This window comes from Frankia sp. CgJB1, from assembly GCF_977947065.1.
In genome coordinates this window covers 12,557-39,016 of the sequence record NZ_CDWTNB010000016.1, presented here as the reverse complement: position 1 = coordinate 39,016, position 26,460 = coordinate 12,557, and the positions used below count along the sequence as shown (strand labels likewise).

General features: G+C 69.5%; 21 protein-coding genes and 1 tRNA gene. 11 read left to right on the top strand and 11 right to left on the bottom strand.

All coding sequences use genetic code 11. The features are described from left to right. Positions 1-258: 258 nt before the first annotated feature. Positions 259-1,467: an acyltransferase family protein gene (locus tag AC08OT_RS03770; RefSeq protein WP_476594291.1), complete on the top strand. Its 1,209-nt coding sequence runs from the start codon at positions 259-261 to the stop codon at positions 1,465-1,467. A gap of 665 nt (positions 1,468-2,132) precedes the next feature. On the opposite strand, the gene AC08OT_RS03765 is transcribed toward AC08OT_RS03770, so the two are convergent. Together AC08OT_RS03765 and AC08OT_RS03760 are read right to left on the bottom strand one after the other, a co-directional pair. Continuing rightward, positions 2,133-2,206 (bottom strand) — tRNA-Ile (locus tag AC08OT_RS03765). A gap of 63 nt (positions 2,207-2,269) precedes the next feature. Beyond that, entirely contained in the window at positions 2,270-3,019 is a 750-nt protein-coding gene (locus AC08OT_RS03760) for a DUF3566 domain-containing protein (RefSeq protein ID WP_476602534.1), read from the bottom strand. Between the two features lie 22 nt (positions 3,020-3,041). Between AC08OT_RS03760 and AC08OT_RS03755 the strand changes: the two genes are divergently transcribed. Continuing rightward, positions 3,042-3,365: a hypothetical protein gene (locus AC08OT_RS03755; protein WP_476602533.1), complete on the top strand. Its 324-nt coding sequence runs from the start codon at positions 3,042-3,044 to the stop codon at positions 3,363-3,365. 668 nt (positions 3,366-4,033) lie between these two features. On the opposite strand, the gene gyrA is transcribed toward AC08OT_RS03755, so the two are convergent. The 6 genes from gyrA to dnaA form a co-directional block, all read right to left on the bottom strand. Next, entirely contained in the window at positions 4,034-6,526 is a 2,493-nt protein-coding gene (gene gyrA / locus AC08OT_RS03750) for a DNA gyrase subunit A (RefSeq protein ID WP_476594293.1), read from the bottom strand. A 199-nt stretch (positions 6,527-6,725) separates the two neighbouring features. Next, on the bottom strand, positions 6,726-8,660 hold the full coding sequence (gene gyrB / locus AC08OT_RS03745; RefSeq protein WP_476602532.1) for a DNA topoisomerase (ATP-hydrolyzing) subunit B: 1,935 nt from the start codon (positions 8,658-8,660) through the stop codon (positions 6,726-6,728). Positions 8,661-8,982: 322 nt separating this feature from the next. After that, on the bottom strand, positions 8,983-9,765 hold the full coding sequence (locus AC08OT_RS03740; RefSeq protein WP_476593103.1) for a DciA family protein: 783 nt from the start codon (positions 9,763-9,765) through the stop codon (positions 8,983-8,985). Further along, complete coding sequence (recF, locus tag AC08OT_RS03735; protein WP_476593102.1) at positions 9,755-10,945, bottom strand: DNA replication/repair protein RecF; 1,191 nt, start codon at positions 10,943-10,945, stop codon at positions 9,755-9,757. The genes AC08OT_RS03740 and recF overlap by 11 nt, the downstream gene beginning before the upstream one ends. Before the next feature lies 1 nt (position 10,946). Beyond that, positions 10,947-12,155 (bottom strand): DNA polymerase III subunit beta, encoded by a 1,209-nt coding sequence (gene dnaN / locus AC08OT_RS03730; protein WP_476595069.1) that lies wholly within the window; start codon positions 12,153-12,155, stop codon positions 10,947-10,949. A gap of 702 nt (positions 12,156-12,857) precedes the next feature. Then, positions 12,858-14,540 (bottom strand): chromosomal replication initiator protein DnaA, encoded by a 1,683-nt coding sequence (gene dnaA, locus AC08OT_RS03725; protein ID WP_476593100.1) that lies wholly within the window; start codon positions 14,538-14,540, stop codon positions 12,858-12,860. Between the two features lie 881 nt (positions 14,541-15,421). Between dnaA and rpmH the strand changes: the two genes are divergently transcribed. From rpmH to AC08OT_RS03680, 9 genes are all read left to right on the top strand, one after another. Further along, the gene (rpmH, locus tag AC08OT_RS03720; protein ID WP_011438902.1) at positions 15,422-15,559 is read left to right on the top strand and encodes a 50S ribosomal protein L34; all 138 of its coding nucleotides are present in this window, start codon (positions 15,422-15,424) and stop codon (positions 15,557-15,559) included. 41 nt (positions 15,560-15,600) lie between these two features. Further along, on the top strand, positions 15,601-15,972 hold the full coding sequence (gene rnpA, locus AC08OT_RS03715) for a ribonuclease P protein component (protein WP_476593099.1): 372 nt from the start codon (positions 15,601-15,603) through the stop codon (positions 15,970-15,972). Beyond that, positions 15,969-16,499, top strand: coding sequence for a membrane protein insertion efficiency factor YidD (gene yidD / locus AC08OT_RS03710; protein WP_462187259.1), 531 nt, complete (start codon positions 15,969-15,971; stop codon positions 16,497-16,499). The genes rnpA and yidD overlap by 4 nt, the downstream gene beginning before the upstream one ends. A gap of 12 nt (positions 16,500-16,511) precedes the next feature. Continuing rightward, positions 16,512-17,885: a membrane protein insertase YidC gene (gene yidC, locus AC08OT_RS03705; RefSeq protein WP_476593098.1), complete on the top strand. Its 1,374-nt coding sequence runs from the start codon at positions 16,512-16,514 to the stop codon at positions 17,883-17,885. A gap of 121 nt (positions 17,886-18,006) precedes the next feature. Continuing rightward, a complete protein-coding gene (locus AC08OT_RS03700) occupies positions 18,007-18,561 on the top strand; it encodes a Jag family protein (RefSeq protein WP_462187257.1) in 555 nt (184 codons plus the stop codon). 13 nt (positions 18,562-18,574) lie between these two features. Then, positions 18,575-20,449: a hypothetical protein gene (locus tag AC08OT_RS03695; RefSeq protein ID WP_476602531.1), complete on the top strand. Its 1,875-nt coding sequence runs from the start codon at positions 18,575-18,577 to the stop codon at positions 20,447-20,449. Positions 20,450-20,742: 293 nt separating this feature from the next. Beyond that, entirely contained in the window at positions 20,743-21,540 is a 798-nt protein-coding gene (rsmG, locus tag AC08OT_RS03690; RefSeq protein WP_476593096.1) for a 16S rRNA (guanine(527)-N(7))-methyltransferase RsmG, read from the top strand. 40 nt (positions 21,541-21,580) lie between these two features. Further along, positions 21,581-22,495: a ParA family protein gene (locus tag AC08OT_RS03685; protein WP_476602530.1), complete on the top strand. Its 915-nt coding sequence runs from the start codon at positions 21,581-21,583 to the stop codon at positions 22,493-22,495. Beyond that, complete coding sequence (locus AC08OT_RS03680) at positions 22,495-23,496, top strand: ParB/RepB/Spo0J family partition protein (protein WP_476594236.1); 1,002 nt, start codon at positions 22,495-22,497, stop codon at positions 23,494-23,496. Before AC08OT_RS03685 ends, AC08OT_RS03680 begins: the two co-directional genes overlap by 1 nt. A 131-nt stretch (positions 23,497-23,627) precedes the next feature. Here the strand turns inward: AC08OT_RS03680 and AC08OT_RS03675 are convergent, their stop codons facing one another. The 3 genes from AC08OT_RS03675 to trxA form a co-directional block, all read right to left on the bottom strand. Beyond that, positions 23,628-24,266, bottom strand: coding sequence for a GNAT family N-acetyltransferase (locus AC08OT_RS03675; protein WP_476594235.1), 639 nt, complete (start codon positions 24,264-24,266; stop codon positions 23,628-23,630). Between the two features lie 178 nt (positions 24,267-24,444). After that, a complete protein-coding gene (locus tag AC08OT_RS03670) occupies positions 24,445-25,722 on the bottom strand; it encodes an N-acetylmuramoyl-L-alanine amidase (RefSeq protein WP_476594234.1) in 1,278 nt (425 codons plus the stop codon). Between the two features lie 402 nt (positions 25,723-26,124). Then, entirely contained in the window at positions 26,125-26,451 is a 327-nt protein-coding gene (gene trxA, locus AC08OT_RS03665; protein WP_476594233.1) for a thioredoxin, read from the bottom strand. Positions 26,452-26,460 lie beyond the last annotated feature (9 nt).

Genomic DNA, 26,460 nt, shown 5'->3' with positions numbered 1-26,460 from the left:
TTACCCCGGAGCCAGGTCATGACCACACCAGGCGACCCTCGAAACATCGTGCCGAGGTCCCGGGTTCTGCCTGCGCCGGCTCTCCCGTCCTGGTGGGCGCAGCCCCCACCGCCACCGGTGCCACCGCCGCCACCACCGTTACCGCCACCGAGGGAGCGGCCGACGGTGCCGGTCCGGACCTCGGCCCGGCCGCGGGCCGGGGAGGCAGGTATCACCGGAGAGACCGGAGGAAACCGCCGCGGTCGTCGGCAGACGACGGTGGGCGATCCCAGGCTCGAGCTGGTCGACCTGGGCGGGTTCCGCGGCGTGGCGGCGATCTCGGTGATCATTTTCCACGCCTATCAGTTCTGCCGCGGGAATGGCAACACGCCGTACGCGGGTACATTCCTCGGCCAGGTCCTCGGCGCCTTCGACGGGATGATCCGTTGGTTCTTCCTGGTCTCCGGGTTCCTGCTGTATATGCCGATGGTGAACCGGGTCAGGGCCGGCCGGACCCAACGGTCACCCACAGACACGCTCATACGTCGTGGGCTGCGGATTCTTCCGCTGTACTACACGGCGCTCATTATCGTATGGGCGGCGCGCAACCCCGGCCTGCCCGGCGACTGGATCGACCTGGTCGAACACCTGACCTTCACCCAGGTCTTCGACAGTAAACGGGTGTTTTACACGATCGGCCCGGCCTGGTCGCTGGCCGTCGAGGTCTACTTCTATCTCTACCTCGCCCTGGTCGCCGGCTGGCTGCGGCGGCGGCAGACCCATCGACTACCCGAGGCGCATCGCTGGCGGCGGCTCTGCCTGCCGCCGGTCCTGCTGATCGTGGTGTCCGCCGTCTGGATCGTCTACGCGGTCTACATCGTGCGGGCCCAGCACGACCAGTGGGCGTACTGGTTCTCGCCGCAGAACTATGCCGGCAACTTCGGCCTCGGAATGATCACTGCGGTTCTCTATGTCCGGCGCGGTCGGGAACGGCCGTTGTCCGCCCCGCTCGCGTGTGCGTTGCGGTTCGTCGCCGCCGGGCTCATCATCGCTGGCGCGATGGTCCGGGGGCACACCGCGGCATCGTTCGAGGCGTTCTCCACGCTGAATTCGATCGGTTTCGGTGTGCTGTTCGCCGCGTCCGTGCTGGCGCCCCGCGACACGCTGTGGTGCCGGTTCTTCGCCACCCCGGCATTCGTCTGGCTCGGCATGATCAGCTACAGCGTGTACCTGTGGCATGAGCCGATTCTGCTGCTAGTGCTGGACCGGCACGGGCTGGTCAGTCATGCGCCGTCGGCGTTTCCGTGGGTGGCCGCCCTGCTGGTCACGGCCGGCGTCCTCGGTGGATGGATCAGCTACGTCGTCCTGGAGAAACCGGGCCGCCGGCTGTCCATCCTGGTAGAGAAGCTTCGCTACACCCCGGTGCCCGCCTCGGTGTCCGCCGCCTCGGTGTCCGCCTCGGCGCGACCGGCACGGCCAGCTCCCTGACGTGGCGCAGGCTTCCCGGTCTGCGCCGGCTGCGCTATGTGCGCTGGCCGCGCGTACGGACCGTCGTGCCGGCGGCCCGCCCATGCCGTCGCCGGGACACTGACAGGCACACGGGTTCCGCCGCCACGTCTGGCACCCTGCCGACCGCCAACGGCCGGCTTAGCGGAGTGAAGTTTTTTGGCCTGCTCCGCTGATAGATTCCCAGGTCAGCAAGTGTCGTCCCCGCATGCGCGGGGATCTTCCGGTCGGTGCGGACGGGGTGTTCGTCGGAATGCCGTCGTCCCCGCATGCGCGGGGATCTTCCGCGCTTCCCTGATAAGGAAGAGGCCGGTGGTTCGTCGTCCCCGCGTACGCGGGGATCTTCCCGACCCGCCGAGCCTGACGCCCGCTGCGGCGGCGTCATCCCCGCACGCGCGGGGATCTTCCCGGATCACCGGTGGACGGTTTATGCAGCCGGGGGTCGTCCCTGTGGCGTTGCCCTCGACCTCGCGCAGCACGTCGACCCGGCCCCGATCTCAGACCTCGCCGCCGGGGCCCGACCACCCCGCTGGGCACGGCGAGCTCCGAAGGCGCAACGCGGGGGGTTCGGGGGGCTTGGCCCCCCGGCCAGCATGACGGCCACGGCGAAGCCGCCCACAGGGCGGCGAGCATGACCGGCCAGCGCGTGGACCTAGGTGGACTTGAACCACCGGCCTCTTCCTTATCAGGGAAGCGCTCTAACCGACTGAGCTATAGGTCCGTGCTGCGAGTGCAAGAATACAGGACGGCGGCGGAGGAGTGGGACCGCCGCCGCACCTCCAAGCTAATGATCGCTCAGGGTCAGCTCGACGCCGCCGATCATCTCGGCGCAGAGGTTGTAGAGCAGGGCACCGAGCGTGGACAGCGCGGTCATGAGGATGACGTTGATTGCCCCGATGAGCAAGCTGATCTGCATTGCCCGGCCGAACGACAGCCATCCTCGGATGTCGGTGCTGCTGCTGTCGGTCAGGGTGTCGGCCGCGTCGGAGACGCTGTCGAACACGCCGATCGAGTTCAGGACGAACCACAGCACGGCGATCGCGACGAGCAGAACCACAAAGACGCAGAGGGAGAACGCGAAGCTGACCCGGGTCACCGTGAGGGGATTGACCTTGGACAGCTTGAGCTTGGCCCGCCGGCCCTGACCGGGCGGGCGGGCGGAACCGGACGAGCCGGGACCGGACCGGCCAGGAGAGTGACCGGCACCCGCCCGCTCAGCGGAGACCGGCTCGAGCTGGTCGTCGAGCGCGCCGGGGGAGGTCGTGGTCACGCTGTTCAGAGCGCCCGTCGTCGTGGCGGTACCCGCGGACTCCGGCGCCGCGAGCGGCCGGTCGTAGGCCGCCGTGGGGCCGGCACCGCCGGACCTGCCCCCCGCCGGGCCCGGCGCGGCGGGGCGTACCGGATCGGGGGCGGGCATGCGCTCGGGCGCGGCACGGTTCCTGTCGGGATTCGTGGTACGGCTCCTCGTCATGCTGGGCGGGCGGACCAGGGAGATGGTGTCGTTCTCCTGTGGCCGCTCGGCCGGGGGCTCCACGCGAACTGCCGGCCCCCCTGGCGTGGCTCGACCGGGTCCGGGTGGCGCCAGGCCGAGGGACTTCGCCGGCGACGATACGGCGGCCGAGCCGAGTTTCCGGGTAGCCGAGCCCGCCTCGTCGGAGTGGGTTCCAGCGGCCCCGGTACGAGCCGACCCGGATGGGGACACCGACGACGTTCCGCTGGCACGTCCCGTGGAGGGGCCACCCGACGAACCTGCGCCCGACGCGCCCGCGGAGGAGGTGGACAAGGACCGCGAGGACAAGGGAGACTTCGCCCCGTCGGGGACCGATCCGGAGCGGGGCGCCGCCAAACCCGACGCCGACGAGCCGGGTTCAGCCGGATAGGCCTTCGACGACCCAATCGAACCCGTCGGCCCCCCGGCGGAGGACGGCAGCGAGTCCGCCGCGCCTCCGGCCAGGCCGCGGCCGCCCTCCCGCTCATCCACGGGCCGACCGGACCGTCCGGGCCGCTGGAAGAACGGATTACCGGACGCGGGCCCATCGCCGGCCGCGGGCACCTTCACCGTCTCGCTGGCGTCCCCCCCACGGCCGTCCCGCAGCGACAACGAGCGGCCCGCGGCGTTCGCCGCGCGTCCCGGCGCCGGCCCGGCGCCGGGCCGGCGACCGGCTTCCGAATCACGCCCGGCGGAACCGGAAACACCGGCGGAACCCGCGGAACCCGGGCCGGAGGAACCCGCGCCCCTGGCCGCGCCGCCAGCACCGGAGGAACCAGGGGAAGCGGGTCTCACCATGGACCGCGGGCCGGCCCCGTCCCCTCTGCTCGGCCGGCGGGACTGCTCGGTGTCACGCGCTCCCTCCGACCCGGCGGCCGAGGAGGGGCCGCGGTAGACCGCCGACCGGGCTGGCCGGTCTTCCTGACTGTCACTCACGGACTCTCCCGGTTCGGTCCTGACGGTGTGCACGGGTCCCGCGCACACCCGTCCCCTCGGGCGGCGTCGTTCTCGGCGTGGGTGGCCACGACCACGAGACCGTCAGCCTCTCGGGGCTCGCTCTCAGCTTTCCTGGGGCCCGGCGTCGGTGTCCTCCGCATCAGCATTACGCGCGACTCCGACAACCTGCACGCCGGACTCCAGATCGATGAGCCGGACTCCCATGGTCTGCCGCTGCGCCCGCCGTACATCCTTGGCAACAGTCCGCAATACACCTCCGTTGGAGGCGATGGCGTAGAGCTGGTCGTCGGGATCGACGACGAGTGCCCCCACCAGACCACCGCGAGTCGAGACGATCTTAGCGGTCAGCACGCCCTTGCCACCACGGCCCTGCACCGGGTACTCGGCCAGCGGCGTCCGCTTCGCGTATCCACCGGAGGTGGCGACGAGCAGATCCGCCGTCGTACCCGGCACGACGACGTCCATGGACAGCAGCTCGTCCTCGGCATCGAACCGCATACCGATCACACCCGAGGTCGCCCGGCCCATCGGCCGCAACTGCTCGTCGTCGGCGTGGAACCGGATCGACTGGGCGTTGCGGCTGACCAGGAGCAGATCGTCGCCGGGCGCCACGAGCCGGGCGGCGATCAGCTCGTCGTCGTCGCGCAGGTTGATCGCCACCAGGCCACCGGCCCGGTTCGAGTCGAAGTCATGCAGCGCGGTCTTCTTGCACAGCCCGCGCTTGGTCGCCAGGACCAGGTAGGGGGCGGCCTCGTAGTCCTTGACCGCGATGACCTCGGCGATCCGCTCATCCTGCCCGAAAGCCAGGATGTTCGCGACGTGCTGGCCCTTGGCCGACCTGGCCTGCTCGGGCAGCTCGTGCGCCTTCGCCCGGTACACCCGGCCCTTGTTCGTGAAGAACAGCAGCCAGTGGTGGGTGGTCGTGACGAAGAAGTGCTCGACGATGTCGTCCTCGCGCAGCGCCGCGCCCTGCACGCCCTTGCCGCCGCGGCGCTGCGAGCGGTAGAGGTCGGTCTTGGTGCGCTTCGCGTAGCCGCCGCGGGTGACGGTGACGACCACGTCCTCCTGGGCGATCAGGTCCTCGATGGACATGTCGCCCTCGAACGGGACGAGACGGGTTCGCCGCTCGTCGCCGAACTTCTCGACGACCTCGGCGAGCTCCTCGCCGATGATCTGCCGCTGCCGGGTCGGCGAGGCCAGGATCGCCTCCAGATCGGAGATCTTCGCGCGAAGTTCGGCCGCCTCGTCGATGATCCGCTGACGTTCCAGGGCGGCGAGCCGGCGCAGCTGCATGTCGAGGATGGCGGTGGCCTGGATCTCCGACAGCGAGAAGCGTTCCATCAGCTGGCCGCGGGCCACGTCCGCCGACTCGGCGTTGCGGATGAGGTTGATGACCTCGTCGAGGTGATCCAGCGCGATCAGCAGACCGTCCAGGACGTGCAGCCGCTCGCGGGCCTTGCGCAGCTGATAGCGGGTCCGGCGGACGATGACGTCGATCTGGTGCTCGACGTAGTAGCGGACCATCTGGTCGAGGCGCAGGGTACGCGGCACGCCGTCGACGATCGCCAGCATGTTGACGCCGAAGGTGTCCTGAAGCTGGGTGTGCTTGTAGAGGTTGTTGAGCACGATCTTGGCGACGGCGTCGCGCTTGAGGTCGATGACCAGACGCTGGCCGATGCGCGCCGAGGTCTCGTCCCGGACGTCGGCGATACCGGTGACCCTGTTGTCCCGGACCAGTTCGGCGATCTTCTCGGCGAGGTTGTCCGGGTTCACCTGGTAGGGCAGCTCGGTGACGACGAGCTGGGTGCGGCCCTTGTTCTCCTCGACGTTCACCACCGCCCGCATCCGGATGCTGCCGCGGCCGGTGCGGTAGGCCTCCTCGATGCCGTTACGGCCGACGATGAGCCCCGAGGTCGGGAAGTCCGGGCCCTTGATCATGCCGATCAGCGCCTCGAGCAATTCGGAGTCGCTCGCGTCCGGGTGGTCGAGCGCCCACCGCACGCCCTTCGCGACCTCGCGCAGGTTGTGCGGCGGGATGTTCGTCGCCATGCCGACCGCGATGCCGCCGGCGCCGTTGACGAGCAGGTTCGGGAACCGGCTGGGCAGAACGAGCGGCTCCTGCGAACGCCCATCGTAGTTCGGGGCGAAGTCGACCGTCTCCTGGTCGATGTCACGCAGCATCTCCATCGCCAAGGACGCCATCCGCGCCTCGGTGTACCGCATGGCGGCGGGTGGATCGTTGCCGGGCGAGCCGAAGTTGCCGTTCCCGTCGACCAGCGGGTAGCGCAACGACCAGCCCTGCGCGAGCCGGACGAGGGTGTCGTAGATCGCCGTGTCGCCGTGGGGGTGGTAGTTACCCATGACGTCCCCGACCACGCGGGAGCACTTGAAGTACCCGCGGTCGGGGCGGTAGCCGCCGTCGTACATGGCGTAGAGGACCCGGCGATGGACGGGCTTGAGCCCGTCGCGTACCTCCGGCAGCGCACGGCCGACGATGACCGACATGGCGTAGTCGAGATACGACCGCTGCATCTCGACTTCGATGCCGATGGGCTCGATGCGGTCGCCGGGGGGAGGAGGTAGGACGTCGACCACGGGGTCCTTCCAGGGCAGTGGGAGCAGTCGTCAGGGCGTCAGGGCGGGACGGGCGCCCCGGGCAGCGGGGCCGGGTGGGATCCGACGGCGGGTGGGATCCGGAGCCCTCCGTTCGCCGGGTCGGACCGTCGGGATCGCCGCGCCCGGACCGACCTGAGGGCCACCCGACGACCGATCCGAGGCACGCGACACGGCCGGGTCAGATGTCCAGGAAACGCACGTCCTTGGCATTACGTTGGATGAAGCTGCGACGCGCGTCGACATCCTCACCCATGAGCACGGAGAACAACTCGTCGGCGACCGCCGCGTCGTCGAGCGTGACCTGCAGCAGGATGCGCCGGTCCGGGTCCATGGTGGTGTCCCACAGCTCGGTGGCGTTCATCTCGCCGAGACCCTTGAAGCGCTGGATGGCATCCTTGGGCAGCTTGCGCCCGGACTCCACCCCGCGGGCGACCAGCCCGCCGCGCTCCCGGTCGGAGTAGGCGTACTCCCAGTCCTCCCTACCCCATTTGATCTTGTAGAGCGGCGGCTGCGCCAGAAACACGTGACCGGCCTCGACCAGCGGGCGCATGAACCGGAACAGCAGCGTCAGCAGCAGGGTCCGGATGTGCTGGCCGTCGACGTCGGCGTCCGCCATCAATACGATCTTGTGGTAGCGCAGTTTCGCGATGTCGAAATCGTCGTGGATGCCGGTACCCAGCGCCTGGATGAGGGCCTGGACCTCGGTGTTCTTCAGGACGCGGTCGATGCGGGCCTTCTCGACGTTGAGGATCTTTCCTCGCAGCGGGAGGATCGCCTGGAACTTCGAGTCCCGACCGCCCTTGGCCGACCCACCCGCCGAGTCACCCTCGACGATGTACAGCTCGCACCGCTCGGGATCGGTGTACTGGCAGTCGGCGAGCTTGCCCGGCAGACCGGTGCCGCCGAGCAGACCCTTGCGCCGGGTCAGATCGCGGGCCTGACGGGCGGCGATGCGGGCCCGCTGGGCGTCGAGCGCCTTGCTGACGATAGCCCGAGCCTCGGTGCGGTTGACCTCGAACCAGTCCTTGAGCGCCGAGTAGCACATCTCCTGGATGAACTTCTTGGCCTCGGTGTTGCCGAGCTTGGTCTTGGTCTGGCCCTCGAACTGCGGCTGCGCGAGCTTCACCGAGATGATCGCGGTAAGGCCCTCCCGGATGTCGTCGCCGGAGAGCCGCTCGTCGCTGTTCTTGGCCCCGGCCTTCACCGGCTTGAGCAAGTTCTGGTCCTTGGCGTAGGCGTTGACGGCGCTGGTCAGCGCGGCCCGGAAGCCCTCCTCGTGGGTGCCGCCCTCGTGGGTGTTGATGGTGTTCGCGAAGGTGTAGACCGACTCGGTGTAGCCGCCGTTCCACTGCATCGCGAGCTCGGCCTCGATGCCCACGCCCTTCGACTCCAGCGAGATCACGCTGCGGTGGATGGTGTCCTTCGTGGCGTTGAGGTGACCGACGAAGTCGACCAGGCCGTTGGCGTACTTGTAGGTGACCGCCATGCGTTCCTCGTCACGCTCGTCGACGAGCGTGATCGACAGCCCCTTGTTGAGGAAGGCCATCTCCTGCAGGCGGCGGGCGAGCGTCTCGTACTTGTACTCGGTGGTCTCGAAGATCGTCGGATCCGCCCAGAAGGTGACCGACGTCCCGGTCTTGCGGGTGGTACCGGTCTTGGCCAGCGGCTTGTCCGGGCGGGTCGCCACGTACGGCTGGAACCAGACGTGCCCCTCCCGCTGGATCTCCACGTCGAGCCGGGTGGACAGCGCGTTGACCACGCTGACGCCGACTCCGTGCAGCCCGCCGGACACCGCATACGATTTGCCGTCGAACTTCCCGCCGGCGTGCAGGGTGGTCAGCACGACCTCGACGGCGGGCCGCTTCTCGGTGGGATGCATGCCGACGGGAATGCCGCGGCCGTTGTCGGTGACCCGCACCCCGCCGTCGGCAAGCAGCGTCACGGTGATGGTGTCGCAGTAACCGGCGAGCGCCTCGTCCACCGCGTTGTCCACGACCTCGTAGACGAGATGATGCAGTCCACGCTCTCCAGTGGAGCCGATGTACATACCAGGACGCTTGCGGACCGCGTCAAGACCTTCGAGAACCTTGATCGAACTTGCATCGTAGGCCACGCGGCGGGTCCCCTCGTTCTGGGCGGAAGTATCCACCAGTCTACCCGGCAACCCGCCATAGCGGACGCAGGGAGCCCCCTGACGTCTGCGCAGCGCCACGCACATGGGGATGGCCAACCCCCCCTACCGGACCGACTCCCCCGACCGCCTTGGCGCGCCTCCACGACTGTCACCGGCACCGCGACCCCGCGGAACCGTCATGATCACCCCAGTCGCCCCGACGGATACCACAGGCACGCTCCAGGCGCCAAGGGGCGCCTGGAGCACCGGGGCTACTGGAGAACGTAGGGAGCGTCAGGCGGGCGCCAGCCGAACGCCGGTCTCAGCCGTAGGTGTCACGGGGTCCTCGACCGCCGGTTCGGATGGACCCGTGCCGCCAGGACGGCGCCGTCGGTCCACGCACGACGATCCGGCGGACCACGTGTGGACCGAGCTCCCGGTGCAGGATGCCGAGGAGCTGCCGGGACAGCATGCGCAGCTGGGTCGCCCAGGCCGTCGACTCCGCGACAAGTTCCAGCTCTCCGTCACGCAGGGACACCGGGGTGCAGTGGTCGGCGATGTCCGGCCCGACGATGACATCCCATCGGGCCAGGACGTTCGCATCGCTCGCCTGAGCCTTCCAGCCACGGGCCGCCAGCAGCCGGTTGATCGCCGTCCCGAAAACGACCGGTTCGCGCCATTCCCGGCCGGGCGGTGCGATGCCCGGCATCCGCGGCCGGCGGGGCACCTGGTCGTCCGACGAGTCGGCCCGCCGGGCACCGAGGCGGGCCCGAGAGCCCGGGCCCCACGGACCGCCCGTCCCGGTGGCGCCGGCGGATGCCTCCTCATCGGCCCACGTGCCGCCGTCAGCACCTGGCATCCCGCCACCGCAACCAGGGCCGGGTCCGGCCGGGTGGCGGGCGGTGTGGCCGGCGCCCCCCCGTCCCCGCCCACGCCCACGCTCCCGCGCGTCCCGTTTGGCCTGGGCGAGGATCTCCCGCGCCAGGTCCGCTCCGCGGGCTGCGGTGCCGTCCGGCCCCTCGGTCTTCCCTCGGAGCCCGGCCCCTCCCCGGGACCGCCCGGGCGCGGTGGGATGGTCCCGGGGGTCTGGGCGCTCAGTGGGCATGCTGGACCTCTCCGTCGGCGACGGCGTACCGCACCCCGGTCAGCTCCGTGGGAACGTCGGTTTCGACCGCGGCTGTGACCAGTACCTGCTCCGCGGAGGCGACGAGTTCCGCGAGCCGACCGCGGCGACGCGTGTCCAGTTCGGCGAAAACGTCGTCCAGGAGCAGGACCGGCTCGCGGTCATCGGCACGCAGCAGGTCGAACGAGGCCAGCTTGAGCGCGAGGGCGAGGGACCAAGACTCGCCGTGACTCGCGTAGCCGCGGGCCGGGAGCCCGTTGATTGACAAGAGCAGATCGTCGCGGTGCGGACCGACCAGCGTCATCCCCCGTTCGACCTCCCGCGGCCGGGCGGCCTCCAGATCGGCGCGAATCGCCTCCGCCAGCATGGTCCGATCCGGTGCCGCCGGACTCGGCCGACCTGCGCCCGGCTGCTCTGGCTGGCCCGGTGGACCGGGTGCAGGCAAGGTGTCCGGGAGGGTGACGCTGGAACGGTAGTCCAGCGCGGTGGCGGACTCGGCGCCGGCGACGGCCTCGTACGCCGCGGCCACGGCCGGCCGCAACGCATCGACGAGTGCCAACCGCGCGGCCAGCACCTCGGCGCCATGCGTGGCCAGGTACCCGTCCCAGACGTCGAGGGTACGCAGATCTCCCTGCCCCCCGGCTCGCCGGGCCGTCCCGGCGGTGCGTAGCAGGGTCGATCGTTGTTTGAGGACCCGGTCGTAGTCGGCGAGGACCGCGGCCATCCTCGGGGTCCGGGCGATCAGCAGCTCGTCGAGGAACTGACGACGCTGCGCCGGATCCCCCTTCACCAGGGCCAGGTCCTCCGGGGCGAACAGCACGGTGCACAGCAGACCGACGATGTCACGCGGCCGGGCGACGGGAGCCCGGTTCAACCGGGCCCGGTTCGCCTTTCCCGGAACGATCTCGATCTCTACCAGCGCGGCCCGGTCACCCCGGACGATCCTGGCGCGGATGACCGCCCGAGACGCGCCGTCACGGACCAGCGGAGCGTCCCCGGCGACCCGGTGGCTGGCCAGCGTGGCGACATAGCTGATCGCCTCGATCACGTTGGTCTTCCCCTGGCCGTTACCACCCACGAAGGTGGCCACTCCCGGACCTAGCGTTAGGTCAAGGGCTGGGTAGGACCGGAAGTCGACGAGGGACAGGTGCGTGAGGTGCACGTCACCCGTGCAGGCGGATCGGCATCAGCAGGTACCGGTAGTCGGGGACCTCGCCGTCGTCGTCGGCCTTCCCGGTCAGGATCGCCGGCTTGTTCGCCGCCACCGCCGGGTCCTCCGCGCTGGCGAAACCGACCCGTACGACGTCCGACTCCAGCGCCCCGAGCGCGTCGAGCAGGTACGACGGGTTGAACGCCACAGACAGCTCCGGCCCATCGTAGGTCACCGGGAGGGTCTCCGTCGCCTGCGCCTCACCGCCCGTTCCAGCCTCCAGCACGAGGTGGTCCGGGGAAAACGTCAGCTGCACTGGTGCGGTCTTCGCAGCGACCAGCGCCACCCGTTTGACAGCCTCCTGCAACGGGGCGATCTCCAGCTGCGCGATCAACGGCGAGCTGTCCGGCAACAGCTTGCGGTAGGGCGGGAAGCTTCCGTCGAGCAACCGGGTCGTCGTCTGCCGGGTCGAGCCGGCGAAACCGGCCAACGTCTCGCCGGAGGGCCCCGCCCCGAGCGCGATGGACACCTCCACCCCTGAACCCGACAACGACTTCGCGGTGTCGAGCAAGGTGCGGGCCGGCACGAGGGCGACCGTGACCGGTGTGGGCGGGGGGCTGTCCGCACCGGTCACACCGCCCACACCGAGCCCGGCGGCTGTTTCCGACGGCCGCCACTTCAGCGTCCGCACGGCGAGCCGGTAACGGTCGGTCGCGGCGAGGGTGAGGGTGTCCCCCTCGATCTCGAGGCGGACCCCGGTAAGGACCGGCAGCGTGTCGTCACGACCGGCCGCGATCGCCACCTGTGAGACCGCCGCAGCGAACGCGGATCCCTCGATGTGCCCCGTGATCGGGGGCATGGCCGGAAGGGCTGGGTAGTCGTCCACCGGCAGCATCGGCAACGCGAACCGAGCATTGCCACAAGTGATCACCAAACGGGTGCCGTCGATGCCCAGATCGATCGGTGCCGCGGGCAGCGCCCGGGTGATCTCCGCGAGCAGTTTGCCGTTGACGAGCCTGCGCCCCTCCTCCGACACGGTCGCGTGCACCGTGCACTGGGCGGCCACCTCGTAGTCGTACGCGGCGATCTTGAGCATCGGTCCGGTCGCGTCGAGGAGCAGGCCCGAGAGCACCTGCAACTGGGTGGTCGGCCGGCTCGGCAACGTGCGTGCGGTCCAGGCGACCGCTTCGGTGAATTCGTCCCGTTCCACCCGGAACTTCATGGTTAGGCCTCCTGTCGTTCCCTCCGGTTGTTCGGAGTCACCCCGCAGGGAACACCGACCAGCATCTCAGAGTGCCAGCAGACGCCGACGAGCGGTCGGCCGCGCTCCGGGCGCTTGCCTGGGGTCCAGCCGCGGCACGTAGATCGCTCGGATCCGGGCTCGAGCCGTTGTCCACACCCCCTAGTACTAAGAGCTTTTGATCATTCTTAGAAAAATCTATTTGGTCGTAGTAGTAGGGGGTGTGGATACTGGGGATAACCACTGTTTCCGCAGGTCAGAGGGGTTGTCGGCCGGTGCAAATCTTGTGGGTGGATCTGTGCATGCGCGCAGTGGTTATCCCCAGGCCCGATCTGCGTCCACAAGGACCACGTTGTCCCTCCACAGGCCTTCCCCGAGTTGTCCACAGGCTGTCCACTGCCACTCCACCGTTCCGACCGCAGGCTGTCCACAACGTTTTCCACAAGCTGTGGGCGGAACCACCCAGTGGGCTCGGTGCGGTTGTCCCCGGTTGTCCGTGGTTGTCCGTGGTCGTTCGGGGGAGTCCTGCCCCGCGGCGTCCGGTCCATGCGCCATGTGTGACACCCGGCGAGGCGTCACGCCCCGCCGTCGGGCGGCAGCCATCGGTCCGCAGGACCGTTCCGGCCGGGGGGAATAGGAGGAATCGTGCTGCCCGGCGGTGGGCGGTGGCAGCGGGCAGCGGCGCTAGGCCTGCCGGGCCTGCAGACGGATGCGGTTCGTCAGCTCGGTGACCTGGTTGTAGATCGCGCGTCGTTCCGCCATCAGACCGCGGATCTTGCGGTCGGCATGCATGACCGTCGTGTGATCCCGACCCCCGAAGTGCTGGCCGATCTTCGGTAGCGACAGGTCGGTCAGCTCCCGGCACAGGTACATCGCGATCTGACGGGCGGTGACCAGCACGCGGCTACGTGAGGTGCCGCACAGGTCCTCCATCGAGACGCCGAAGTACGCCGCCGTTGCGTTCATGATTGCGGCGGCCGTGATGTCGGGATTGCCGGCATCGGGGATGAGATCACGCAGCACGATCTCGGCGAGCGTGCGGTCGACGTGGGACTTGTTCAGGCTTGCGAAGGCCGCGACCCGGATCAGCGCCCCCTCCAGCTCACGGATGTTGCGCTCGATGTGCGTGGCGATGTATTCGAGGACGTCCGGAGGTACCGGCAGGCGCTCCGTGGCCGCCTTCTTCGACAGGATGGCGATGCGCGTCTCGAGGTCGGGCGGGGTGATGTCGGTCATCAGTCCCCACTCGAAGCGGCTGCGCAGCCGGTCCTCCAGGGCCGAGAGCTGCTTGGGCGAGCGGTCGGAGCTGATCACGATCTGCTTCTCGCCGTCGTGCAGGACGTTGAAGGTGTGGAAGAACTCCTCCTGCGTCCGCTCCTTGTTCTCCAGGAACTGGATGTCGTCGACGAGCAGGACGTCGATGTCACGGTAGCGCCGCTGGAACGCCTGCTGGCGGTCGTCCCGGATCGAGTTGATGAAGTCGTTGGTGAACTCCTCGGAGCTCACGTACTTCACCCGCATGTTCGGGTAGAGCTTGAGTGCGTAGTGGCCGATCGCGTGCAGAAGGTGAGTCTTGCCGAGCCCGGAGTCCCCGTAGATGAAAAGCGGGTTGTAGGCCTTCGCGGGTGCCTCGGCGACGGCCACCGCTGCCGCGTGGGGGAACCGGTTGCTGTCGCCGATGACGAACGTCTCGAAAATGTAGCGGGGGTTTAGCCGGGCCTGGGCCGGTTCGGTCTCGTGCGGCGCCGCATCGCGTCCGAGACCCGCGCTGACCCGTACCGGTGGTGTTCCCTCGGTGGCGTCGGGGAAGGGCAGTTCGCCGTTCACCAGTGCCGTCGGTGCCGGTGCCGGTGCCGGAGCGGCTGATGCCGGGGCCGCCGACGAGCCCGGTCTCGCCCCCGGCACCGGGGTTGCGGCGGTGTCGGTCGATCCCGATCCGGCACCCGCGTTCAACGCCGAACCGGAAGCGGGGCCCGAGCCCTGACCCGGTGCGGTGTCGCCTCTGGCGTCCACCGGCCGTACGATCCGGATCGGTCCGCTCATCGGTTCCGGATCGGGCAGGTGTTCGACGGTGACCGCGACCCTGATCTCCCGCCCATAGGCTGTGGACAACGCTGTGGACAAGAAGGGGCGCAGGCGCGAGTCGAGGAGATCCTTGGTGAACTCGTTCGGCGCGGCCAGCAGAGCCGTGTCCTGGACGAGCCCGAGGGGGCGGGTCAGCCGCAGCCAGGCACGCTGCTGGGCGGACAGCGTGCCGTCGGCGACCCCGGCGACGGCCTGGCTCCACACCGCGGCCAGGTCCGGGTCACCCGAAGGTTCGTCCCCGAACGGCAGACCGGCGACGGAGTCGGCGCGGAGGTTGGACACGGGGGCTCCTCGGGCAGTTCGGTACGGTTTGCGGGTGGTGCTGCTCCCCGCGTGCTGGAGGTGCGTCGCGGCTGATGCGGCTGGTGATGTGGTCCCCGGCCACCGAGCGACTGAGGGGCCTCGTCGCGATGGTTCTCCACATCGTCGTCCACAACCTGTGTATGGACACGACACGGCATGCGGCGTGGCGCAACCGGCTCGTTCCCGGGGATGAACCTGTATCAGTGAGGTCATTTGAATCCGCTCCAGGTCCCCCCCGTTCCGCCCTGGCCCCTCCGCCGACCGCCCTCTCCACAGGCGTTTTCCACAGGTCAGGGTGCACCGAGCCGGTCGTTCTCACCGAACGCGGGCATACCTGACGCCGTCTGGTGCCCGCCCCGAGTGAGACGTTGCCACCAGGATCGTAAGGTGCGGCCCGAGCCGCCGTGCCGGGGCCGGAACGTACCCGCGGCGGCCGGGCCGCGTCCCTGCCCCATCGTCGGAGGCGCCGAAGGCCCGCTGCGGCAGTGTGGCATTCCACGGTCGCCGGACGGATGCCGGCTAGCCGCGGCCGCGGTGCGCTCGCGTCTTGGCGTTCGGTGTAGTGCCGTTGTGGCAAGGTCGGCCTGGTGGCGACCGGGCGATGGCCGGATGACGGTGGTGCGGCCAGCCGCGGCCGGCGGGCACGGGGTCGGCGGATCGCCGAAGGTCCCCCCTGCCCGGCAGCGATCCCTCGCCGCCGGACCGTCCGAGGCACCGCCCTGTGTAGGCTAGGCCGAACCGCGGTGTTAGACCGCTTCGTTTGTCGTGGGATCTGCTTGCCCGGGCCGTGTGGTGCGGCCCACTCCCCCCTCGGCGGCGAAGATCACCGCCCGCGTCCATCTTGCAGACGGAGTTCTCACGTGAGTAAGCGCACCTTCCAGCCGAACAACCGTCGGCGGGCCCGCACGCACGGGTTCCGACTGCGCATGCGGACTCGCGCGGGCCGCGCGATCCTGTCCGCCCGCCGTCGTAAGGGCCGCAGCGAGCTCTCCGCCTGACGGCGGGTTCCCGCTGATCCTGCTGGTACCCCTTGCCGGTCATGCTTCCTGAGGGCTCCCGCGTCCGAACCCGGGACGAACATGCCCGGGTGGGGACCACGGGTCGGCGAACCCGATCCGGCCCGCTTGTTGTCCACAATCTGTGGACAACAAGCGGCGATCCGGCACGGGCCGGCTTTGTGGTCGGCCGTCGGGTGGGGAAGGCGGTCGTGCGTAACAGGGTGCGGCGCCGGTTGCGGGAACAGGTACGGGTTCGGCTGGACACGCTCGCGCCGGGGATAATGCTGGTCGTGCGTGCGCTGCCCGATGCGGCGACGGCGAGCTCCGCGGAGCTCGGCCGTGCGCTGGACGCCGCGCTCGCCAGGGTGGCCCGGCCGGCGGATGCCAGGCGCCCGGATGGGCGTGGACGATGACCGCCGGGACGGTGCTGGTCGTGCTGCTGGCCACGGCGGCCGTCGTCGACCTCCTGCTGGCCTCCCGGATGGTGTGGCGCCGCCTGCCGCGGGTCGCCCGCAACGCCGACGGCGCGGTACGCGGTCCCCTGGCCTGGACCTTTACCGGGCTCGTGCGGCTCTACCGAGCCGGCTGGTCGGCCCGCAACGCCGGCATGTGCCGGTTCGAGCCGTCCTGTAGCGCCTACGCGCTGGCCGCGGTGCGGCGCCACGGGGGTATGCGTGGCGGTGCCCTCGCCGTCGCCCGGTTGCTGCGCTGCCAACCGTTTGCGGCCGGCGGGTACGACCCCGTGCCGGGAACGGATCCGGCTCCGGGAATCGTTCGGAGACCCAGGGGCGCGATGGCCGACCCCGGCAGGTCTCCCGACGGTCGGAGCGCGGGCGATCCGGTTGTCGCCGTACCGCCCGTCCACAGGCATGGTCCTCCGTCTCCCAGCCGGGGGGCGCGGGCCGAGATCGCCGGTTCCGGTCGCGGACCGTGGGTGTGAGGAGTCAGACTGTTGTTGGATCCCCTATACCACCTCGCGGCGAACGCGATCGTCTTCTTTCACCAGGGATTCGCGCCGATCTTCGGTGCTGCCAGTTTCTTCTCCTGGGCCTTTTCGGTCGTCCTGCTGGTCGTCTGCGTCCGTATTCTGATCTTCCCGCTGTTCGTCAAGCAGGTGAAGTCGCAGCGGACGATGCAGGTGATGCAGCCCCGGATCAAGGAGATCCGGGAGAAGTACGGGCACGACAAACCCCGCATGCAGCAGGAGATGATGGCGCTGCAGCGGGAGCATGGAAACCCGCTTCTCGGCTGCCTCCCGATCTTCCTCCAGATCCCGCTGTTCATCGCGCTGTTCCACGTGTTCACCCACCTGGCGCCGATGAACGAGGGCCCGAACCACTCGCTGGTCTGGCGTTCCCAGGTCGGGCTCTCCGCGGACCAGGTGGAGCAGATCGCCTCGGCCAAGGTGTTCGGCATCTCGTTGGCGAGCAAGTTCACCTCCGATGGCGATTTCTCGCGCTTCCTCGGCGTCGACAGCACGCACGTCAGGATTCTCGCGATCGTCCTGATCGTGCTGATGGGTCTTACGACCTTCCTCACGCAGCGCCAGATCATGGCCCGCACCGGGCCGGTCGACCCGCAGCAGGCGATCATGCAGAAGGCGCTGCTCTACGGCTCCCCGCTGATGCTCGCCTTCTTTGGTTTCCGTTTCCCGATCGCCGTGCTGCTGTACTGGCTCACCACCAACCTGTGGAGCATGGGCCAGCAGTTCTTCATCATGAAGAAGATGCCGCCGATCAAGACCGAGGATGCGAACGGCCGGCTGCCCGGTGCCCGTCCGGCCGCCGACGGCGCCGTCACCCCCGCTCGGCCGGCTCCCGGTGTCCGAGCCGGGGCGAAGTCGAAGAACCGCCCCCGGTCTGCCTCGGTGACCCCGACCAAGGGCAGCGATTCCGGTGCCGCGGCGGCCGGTCGGACGTCCTCGACGGCTCCCCCCGGCACCCGGTCCCGTAACGGCACCTCGACCGCGACCCGTACTGCGGTGACTCCGAAGGCGGGGGTGACTCCGAAGAGTGGTAAGGCGGGGGCGCCGGCCGGTCCCGGTGCCAACGGCGTCTCGGGCGGTGGCGTCTCGGACAACGGCGTCGCCGCTACCACGGCCGCATCCACGGAGCGGAGCGCGGAGGCGAAGACCAGCGCGGCGGGCCGCAGGAACGCCCCGGGCAAGAATGCCGGGCAGAGCGCGGCGAGCGGGCCGACGGCACCCTCCGACGGGGAGAGCACGCCCCGGCCGGCACCCGTACCCGCCGGAGTGCGGCGCCAGGTCGGCGGCTCCCGACCCGCGAAACGGCGCGGCAAGGGCAAGCGGCCCGGTGGGCGGCGTTGATCCGGGAGACGCCGTTCCCGACCAACCGACCAACCGGCAGGCTGCCGACCCGATTTCGTCATCGAGTGGCGGCATCCCGTAATCTCTGCTCCGCCGCCCCCGTTCCCCTGGAGAGTCGCTGATGACCGGTTCGGCACCTGAACTGGCTGTGGATGGAGCCGGAGTCTCCGACGAGCACGCTCCCTCGGACGAGACTGCCGGCACGGAGGATCGGCGTCTGTCCGATCTCGAGTTGGAAGGCGAGATCGCCGCCGACTACATCGAGGGTCTGCTCGACATCGTCGACATGGACGGTGACCTCGATCTCGACGTCGAGAGCGGCCGCGCCGTCGTCGCCGTGGTAGGCGAGGGGCTGGACAAGCTCATCGGGGCGGGCGGCGAGACGCTGGAGGCGTTGCAGGAACTGACCAGGCTCGCGGTGCTCCAGAAGACGGGCACCCGCAGCCGTCTCATGCTCGACGTCGGCGGCCATCGCGCCCGGCGGCGGGTCGAGCTTCGCAAGATTGCGATCGCCGCGGCGTCGCGCGCCATCACGCGTGGTGAGCCGGAGAAGCTGGCTCCCATGACGCCGTTCGAGCGCAAGGTGGTGCACGACACCGTTGCCGGGATCGACGGCGTGCACAGTGAGTCCGAGGGCGAGGAACCCGGCCGCCGGGTGGTCATCCTTCTCGGCTGACCGGCGCCGACCGATGGCGGGTCGGTGGCGGCCGGCGCGTTCCGCCGTGCTGGCCGCCGCTGTGGGTGTCGGCTTGGCGGCCGTGCTCGGCATTCTGCATGCCTATCTGACCAGGCCCTTCTGGTACGACGAGATCTGGCGCGCCCACTTCGTCAGCGAACCGGCGTCCTCGTTCTGGCCGGAGCTGACCGTCGCCAACACCCCCTCGGCGCTGGGTTGGTTCGGCCTGACCCGGGTGGCCGGCGAGGTTCTCGGCTGGCACAGCTGGTCGCTCCGGCTTCCCGGGTATCTCGCCGTGCCCTTGCTCGGTGCCGCGATCGTCCTGCTCACCCGCCGTTTCACCGGCCTGGTCGCGGCGGTGTTCGCCACGTGCTGGCTGTGCCTGAACGTGACCTTCCTGGATCTCGCGACCCAACTCAAGCCGTATTCCGTCGAGGCGCTGGCCGCCGTCTGCATCGTCCTCGCCTGGTCGACCGGATCATCTCCGCGGCCCTCGCTGTCCCCGCAGCCTGAATCTGTCACCGGCGGGTTCTCCCGTGCCCGGCTCCTGCGACGCACCGCGGCGGGCCTGTTGGCCCTGACCGCCGTGCCCGGGATCTTTCTGGTGCTGCCGTTGGCGACCGCGGAGGTATGGCGCGGTCCGGTGCGGTGTTGGCGACTGGTGGAATGCCTGCCCGCGGTCGCCATCAGCGTGGCGCACACCGTGTTCTTCATCGGGCACCAGTCCAGTCAGCGTCGCGGCGACTACTGGGATCGCCAGTTCATCGCCGGTCGTGGGCCGGTCGAGGCCGTACGCTTCATCGTCGATCAGATGCGAGCCTTCATCACCGGTATGCCGCCCGGCATCGACCGGTTCGACCCGAGCCTCATCCATGCGACGGTGCCCGGGGGGCCGGTTGTCTCGGTGCTGCTCGCCGTGGCGGTGTCGATCGCCGGCCTGACCGGCGTCCTCGTGCTGGCACGACGACCGGACGGCAGGCTGCTCCTCACCGTACTCGGCGGAGCCCAGGTGCTGATGCTGGGAGCGAGCGCCGCGCGGTACTGGCCGTTCGGGCCGACCCGGACCAACCTCTTCGTCGTGCCGCTGATCGTCGTTGTGATCGTGGTGGGCACCCGGCGGCTGGTGGTCCTGTTCGTGGCGGCGGTGCGACCTCGTATCCCCGCCGTCGGGCCTCAGCCGGCCGTACCGACACCGATGGCCGCGACCCCGACCCTCCCTACCGGAAGGACTGTCACCGAGCAGTCACGATTGGATGTTTCCGGTGTCTCGCCGACGTCGAGCGCCGGCGCGAACACGATTTCTCCGACCGCCGTGCTGCCGTTGGCCGGCTTCGCAATGATCATCTTGCTTGGTGTCCCGCTCCTGGGAACCTCGCTGTCGGGAAGCGGGCAGCTCTGGGATCATCGGCACCGGACTCGTGGCCTCGATCGGATGGTCGACGCGGCCATCGCGGCCCGGCAGCTGCACCGCCCGGGAGACCTGGTGGTGGTCGGGGGCCGCCTCGCCCGGCCTGGCTGGCTGTACGCGATGGAGGCGAGTGACGACCCGGCGCGTGAGCCGGCAGCTCTCCCCAGTGCCGGCGCTGGGCGGGTACCGGCCCGGGTACCACGGCAGGACACGATCTTCTTCGGCGCTGCGGGTACCTCCCTGGTCGGCGAGCTGGCGAACCGCCGGGTCCCGCCGACCCGGCTGCTCGTCTTCGTCTTCGACGCGGAGCGGCCGGCGCTCGCGCCCGACCTGGCCACGCTGCCCCGGGCGGGGTGGTGCGCCGGCCGTGGCTGGCAGTTCCCCCTCACCGGAACGCTGACCGTCTTCGATCGCTGCGCCGGCGCCGCCCCGCGACTCGATCGGCCGCAGCGGACCGTGGTGTCCGACCGGACGACCTGACATCCGTCCCCCGGGCCGGAACCGTGCCTCCCGTGGGGGTGGCGGCGCGAGCATCTCGAGGTCGGCGGGGATGCTTGTCGGGTGCGCGGTCTTCTGACTTTCTCGTCCTGCCCAGCTTTCTCGTCCTGTCCGGCCGGGTCCACGGATCCGGTCTCCCACCCGCCCGCTGCCGGCGGTCACCTGGCGATGCCCACGGGCCCAACCCGGCTCGGCTCGATGCTGTGGCCGGTCGAGGTGACGCAGGCGGCCCGGCCGGCGCGGGCTGGCCGTATGGCATGGCGGGGGATCCGGCCATGACGGGTCTCCCGGATGCCCCCGAGGTGTCCCCCGTCGCGGTGGAGATTTTCGGCACGCGGACCGGATCCGCGGCGCGCTACGTCGAGCTGCTGGCGACCGACGGGGTCGAGCGCGGGCTGATCGGTCCGCGTGAGACTGACCGGCTCTGGGACCGCCACGTACTCAACTGCGCGGTCCTGGCCGACGTGGTCCCGGCGCAGGCCGATGTCGTGGACGTCGGCAGCGGCGCGGGGCTGCCGGGTATCCCGCTGGCGCTCGCCCGCCCGGATCTGCGGGTGGTGCTGCTCGAGCCGATGGAACGCCGGTGCCGATTCCTGCACGAGGTTGTGGCGACCATAGGTCTGGAGGACCAGATTTCTGTGGTACGTGGCCGCGCGCCGGATGCCGGAATCGGCCCGGACGGTCGTAGATTCGGGATAGCCGTAGCCCGCGCAGTCGCTCCCCTGGAGCGGCTGCGCGCAATCCTCTTTCCGATGCTGCGACCAGGTGGTGTCATGCTGGCGATGCGCGGTTCACGGATCCTGGAGGAACTGCAGGACGCGCGCAGCGGTCTCGGAACTCAGGGTTGGCATCCCGTGGATGTCGTGAGGTGCGGGGAGGGGCGGGTGGAGGAACCCGCCCGTGTCCTCCGGGCCGTACGTTCATCCCAGCGCACCCGGGCCGAGAGCAGGGGAGGGCGCGGCGACGGTGAGCGGCACGATGGCAGACAGGTCAGACGGACGTCACGGGATTCACTCCGATCACGGGAGGTCGGTCGTGACCAGCCGACACGTGGACAGTCTCGTTCCACGTGAAACAGCGTCGGCGGGCCAGGGTGGGGCCAGGGGTGGGGGCTTGCGGGGCTATGACCCCGCGCTCTCCGCACTGGACCTGCTCGATCCCTCGACCCCGATCGGAGCGGCGGCGGCAGCAGCAGTGGAAGTACTGGTGGTAGAACGACGACAACCATTCCCTCGCCCCACCCGGCGGCGCATCATCTCGGTCGTCAACCAGAAGGGCGGTGTAGGGAAGACGACGACGACGGTCAACCTGGCGGCGGCGCTGGCATCTCATGGCTCCCGGGTCCTAGTAATCGATCTTGACCCGCAGGGCAATGCCTCGACGGGGCTCGGCGTCAACCATCATTCCGGGGTCCCCTCGATCTACGAGGTCCTGGTGGGGGATCGGCCCCTCGACGAGGTCATCGTGAAGTCCGCCGAGGCGCCGGGGCTGTTCTGCGCGCCCGCAACGATCGATCTTGCCGGCGCGGAGATCGAGCTGGTGTCGCTGGTGGCGCGGGAGAACCGGCTGCGGCGGGCCATCGCGAGCATGCAACGGGACGTCGACTATGTTTTCATCGACTGCCCGCCCTCTCTCGGGCTGCTGACCGTCAACGCCCTCGTGGCCGCCCGTGAGCTGCTCATCCCGATCCAGTGCGAGTACTACGCGCTGGAGGGCCTCGGCATGTTGCTGCGCAACGTGGAACTGGTGCAGGCGCACCTGAACCAGGAGCTGCGCCTGTCGACCATCCTGCTCACCATGTACGACTCCCGGACCAGACTGGCCGACCAGGTCGTCCACGAGGTCAAGGAACACTTCGGGGACCGGGTGCTGTCCACCACCATCCCCCGGAACGTGCGTCTGGCGGAGGCGCCGAGCTATGGGCAGTCCGCGCTGACGTACGATCCGACGTCGCGCGGCTCGCTGTCCTATCTGGCCGCGGCGTGCGAACTCGCGGAACGGGGTCGGGACTCGAATGGAGCGGCATGATGAGTGCTCGGCGCAGTGGTCTGGGGCGAGGGCTGGGGGCACTCATCCCGGTTACTCCTCCTCCCCTCGACGGTCAGGTGGGCACCGCCTCGGCTGACTACGGTGACTACGCCGACTACGGCAGTGGCTACGGCGGCCGGGGGACGGGTCGCGGCTCCGGCGACAGCACCGGGCCGCTGCCCGTACCCGGGGCGACCTTCCGCGAGATCCCCGTCGAGTCGGTCAGCCCGAACCCGCGCCAGCCCAGGACTCACTTCGATAAGGACGCCCTCGAAGAGCTGGCGGCGAGCCTCCGCGAGGTCGGGCTGCTTCAGCCGATCGTGGTACGCGAGGTGGCCCCCGAGCGCTACGAGCTCGTCATGGGTGAACGCCGGTGGCGTGCATCGAAGATCGCCAAGCTTCCACGGATTCCCGCCATCGTGCGGGAGACCGCGGACGACGCCATGCTGCGCGACGCGCTGCTGGAGAACCTCCACCGCCAGCAGCTCAACCCGCTGGAGGAGGCTGCGGCGTACGAACAGCTGCTCCGCGACTTCGGTGCGACGCACGAGGAACTGGCCAGTCGGCTCGGGCGGTCCCGGTCGCATGTCACCAACATGATCCGGCTGCTCGGGCTCTCGCCCGCGGTACAAAGACGGGTGGCGGCCGGCGTGCTGTCCGCGGGCCATGCCCGCGCGCTGCTCTCGTTGCAGGATCCGGACGCCCAGGACCGGCTCGCCACCCGCATCGTCGCGGAAGGTCTCTCGGTGCGGGCCGTCGAGGAGATCGTGGCACTGGACGACGAGACCCCGCGTAAGCGGGCGTCGCGGGCGCCAGGGGCCGCCTCACCGGCCCTGGCGAGGCTCGCCGACCGCCTCTCGGATCGCTTTGAGACCCGCGTGAAGGTGGACATGGGCCGCAGCAAGGGGAAGATCACGGTCGAGTTCGCCTCGATCGAGGACTTGGAGCGGATCGTCGCCGTGATGTCGCCGTCGGCCTCGGTCGACGGCTTGTTGGACTAGGCGTCCGGCTCGGGTTCGCTCGGGGTTCTCTGGGGTTCTCGAGCCGGGCGCGGATCGCGCGGTCCCGGGCTGTGCCGGGCTCCCCCGGGTGGCTGCGCGCCTGTCCGCCGAGTGCCGGGCCATCGCTGTGCTCAGGCGAGATTGCCGGCCTGGCCGACCTTGCGCAGCACGCCTTCCGGCGTCATCGATCCCAGCAGACGTTCCAGGGCGACCTCGACGTCCTCTCGCCAGCTCACCGCGTTCTTCACCTCGAGCCGCAGCCGCGGCCATCGATGGTGAGGCCGGACCGTCTTGAAACCGACCGCGAGGAGATAGTCGGCGGGCAGGATGCAGCGGGTGTCGGAGTTCTGGAGGTCACCGAACGCTTCCACCGCCTTGAAGCCGCGGCGGATGACGTCCTTGGCGACGGACTGGACGAGGATCCGCCCCAGCCCCTGCCCGGTGAACTCATCGACGATCGACGCTGTCATGAGCAGCACCGCGTCCGGTGAGACCGGGCTGGTGGGAAAGGCCGCCGATCGAGGCACGTAGGCCGGCGGAGCGAACATCACGAATCCGGCGGGGACGCTGTCGACATAGGCGATCTTTCCGCAACTTCCCCATTCCAGGAGGGCCAGGGAAACCCACGCCTCCTTCTCGAGGTCGGTGCCTCCGGCCTCCTCCGCGCGGCTCCGGGCCACCGGATCGAGCTCCCAGAAAACGCAGCGGCGGCAGGGCAGAGGGAGATCGTCAATATTGTCCAGGGTGATGTTCGCGATGCGACGGCTCATCGAAAAAGGCGCTCCATGGGTCGGCCACCGGGCCTCCGGTCGCCGAGGTCAACGTCGACGGACGCGGAGGCTGTTACGGAACCAGCCTAGGCTGCCGAGCATGAATTTTCCCCATCGACGCACCGGCCTCGTTTCACGTGAAACGTCAGCCTTGTCGATGGAATGTCTTGGTGACCGGTCAGGTGCGGCTAGCAAGGCGGGGGACGTGAAGCTGGCCCGTCGGCGCGTCCTGCTCGGGTGGGAGAAAGAGCCGTTGGGCCGCGGCGAGCACCGCCTCGGCGACGGTTGCCCGGAATGCGGTGAAGCCAAGGGCCTTGGTGTCATGTTCGTTTGTCAGATATCCGAGGTCGAGCCGTACGGCCGGCATCCGGGTCCGCCGAAGCAGACTCCAGACTTTCGGATGGGTGCGGCAGTCCAGCATGTCGGTCCGGGAGACGATTTCACGGTGGACGAGCTGGGCGAAGCGCTCACCCACGGCGGACGACCCGCGCGCGTTGCCGTAGTAGTAGGCCGACACCCCCTGGGCGTGCGGGGATGGACTGCTGTCGGCGTGCAGCGAGATCAGGAGATCTGCTTCGAGCTCGTTCGCCCGCGCGGCCCGCTCCTCCTCGCTGGGGGACTCGTCCAGTCCGTGGATGAGGTGCGCCTGCAGGCCCGAGTCGAGTAGCCGCGTGGACATCCGGACGGCGAGGTCGGCCATGAGATCCCGTTCGCACAGATTGCCGCAGACGATGCCCGGATCGTCGCCACCGTGGCCGGGATCGATGGCGACGACGACTCCGAGCAGCGAGGAGCCGTGGGCCAACAGCCGGACAGACTCCCGCAGCACGTCGGGCCGGCCACCAGTGACTGTGCGCTGCAGGCGTTTGAGTTCGCGCAGGGTGTGTGGCCCGCATTGGCCGTCCGGATCGAGACCCCGGTTGCGTTGGAAGTCGCGGACCGCGGACTCGGTGCGTGGCCCGAAGATCCCATCCGTGCGGCCGACGTCGAAACCCATGTTGAACAGGCGCTCCTGGAGCGCCGCCACGTCATCGCCGACAAAAGGGTGCGCGGGACTGTGGTAGAGTAGACGGTCGCCGAGCTTGTGGCGTGCCTCCTCCAAGGCACGCGCCGTGTCTGGACCGAGTATCCCGTCGGCGGACAGCCCCCGGCTCTGCTGAAAGGCGCGCAGCGCGTTGTCGAGGTCTCGGTCGAACCGATCGGCCGGCTCGGCCGGAACGCCGCCGGGAGTACCGTCGACAGCCGGGACCCGCGTGTCCTGGGACGGGTCCGCGGCGGAAGCAGCACCTCTATCCGAGGCACTCTTATCCAGGGCACTCTTACCTGGGTCACCCTTACCCGGGCCGGCCGGATCCCGGCTCTGCCGGGGCGTCACGGGAAGAAAACCAAGATAGGTCAGGGCCGCCCGAACCTCGGCGACGGCGGAACCTTGGTCTCCCAGACGTAGCAGCTTCACCGATGCATACCTTTCAGCTCGCCTGCCCCAACGTGCCCCTGGCGAAACCCGGTGCCCCTGGCGAAACCCGGTGCCCCTGGCGAAACCCGGTGCCCCTGGCGAAACCCGATGGTCGGGGCCACCGCGTCGACGAATGATGCGCCGACGGCCGATTGCTGAATCTCAAGCCTAGGGCATGCCCGTGCGGTCTCGACCGACCGCGAACCGGATCCTCCAGTATTGACCGTGCGTGACCAGGCCGCCGTGATACTCCCACGATGCTCGTGACGGCGGGAGAAAGTTCCCGGGCTGCACGTGGTATCCGGTTGTCGTGGGCGAACCGGCGCGGACCAGTCCGGGAACGACGTCGGCCCGCCGGGATCACACCCGGCGGGCCGACGGTGGAACGACCGCGTGACGAGATCAAATGTAGGCCGAGAGGTCACGCAGCAGGGCGGCCTTCGGCTTCGCGCCGACAATGCTCTTGTCGATCGCGCCCTTGACGAACACAGCCATGGTCGGGATCGACATGATCTGGTAGTTCCGGGGGGTCTCCGGGTTCTCGTCGATGTTCAGCTTGACGACCCGGAGCTTCTCGCCATGCTCCTTGGCGATCTCCTCCAGAACGGGTGCGACCATCTTGCAAGGGTCGCACCACTCGGCCCAGAAGTCCACCAGGACCGGCTTGTCGCTCTCCAGTACCTCGGTCACGAAGGTGCTGTCGGTCACGGGGGTGGTGGAACCTGCCATGTTGTTCTC

Coding starts and splice junctions, on each gene's coding strand:
- trxA (WP_476594233.1), bottom strand. CDS start 26,451: ATGGCAGGTTCCACCACCCCCGTGACCGACAGCACCTTCGTGACCGAG.
- rnpA (WP_476593099.1), top strand. CDS start 15,601: ATGCTTCCTGAGGGCTCCCGCGTCCGAACCCGGGACGAACATGCCCGG.
- AC08OT_RS03740 (WP_476593103.1), bottom strand. CDS start 9,765: ATGCCCACTGAGCGCCCAGACCCCCGGGACCATCCCACCGCGCCCGGG.
- AC08OT_RS03700 (WP_462187257.1), top strand. CDS start 18,007: ATGACCGGTTCGGCACCTGAACTGGCTGTGGATGGAGCCGGAGTCTCC.
- AC08OT_RS03695 (WP_476602531.1), top strand. CDS start 18,575: ATGGCGGGTCGGTGGCGGCCGGCGCGTTCCGCCGTGCTGGCCGCCGCT.
- yidD (WP_462187259.1), top strand. CDS start 15,969: ATGACCGCCGGGACGGTGCTGGTCGTGCTGCTGGCCACGGCGGCCGTC.
- dnaN (WP_476595069.1), bottom strand. CDS start 12,155: ATGAAGTTCCGGGTGGAACGGGACGAATTCACCGAAGCGGTCGCCTGG.
- AC08OT_RS03680 (WP_476594236.1), top strand. CDS start 22,495: ATGAGTGCTCGGCGCAGTGGTCTGGGGCGAGGGCTGGGGGCACTCATC.
- AC08OT_RS03675 (WP_476594235.1), bottom strand. CDS start 24,266: ATGAGCCGTCGCATCGCGAACATCACCCTGGACAATATTGACGATCTC.
- rsmG (WP_476593096.1), top strand. CDS start 20,743: ATGACGGGTCTCCCGGATGCCCCCGAGGTGTCCCCCGTCGCGGTGGAG.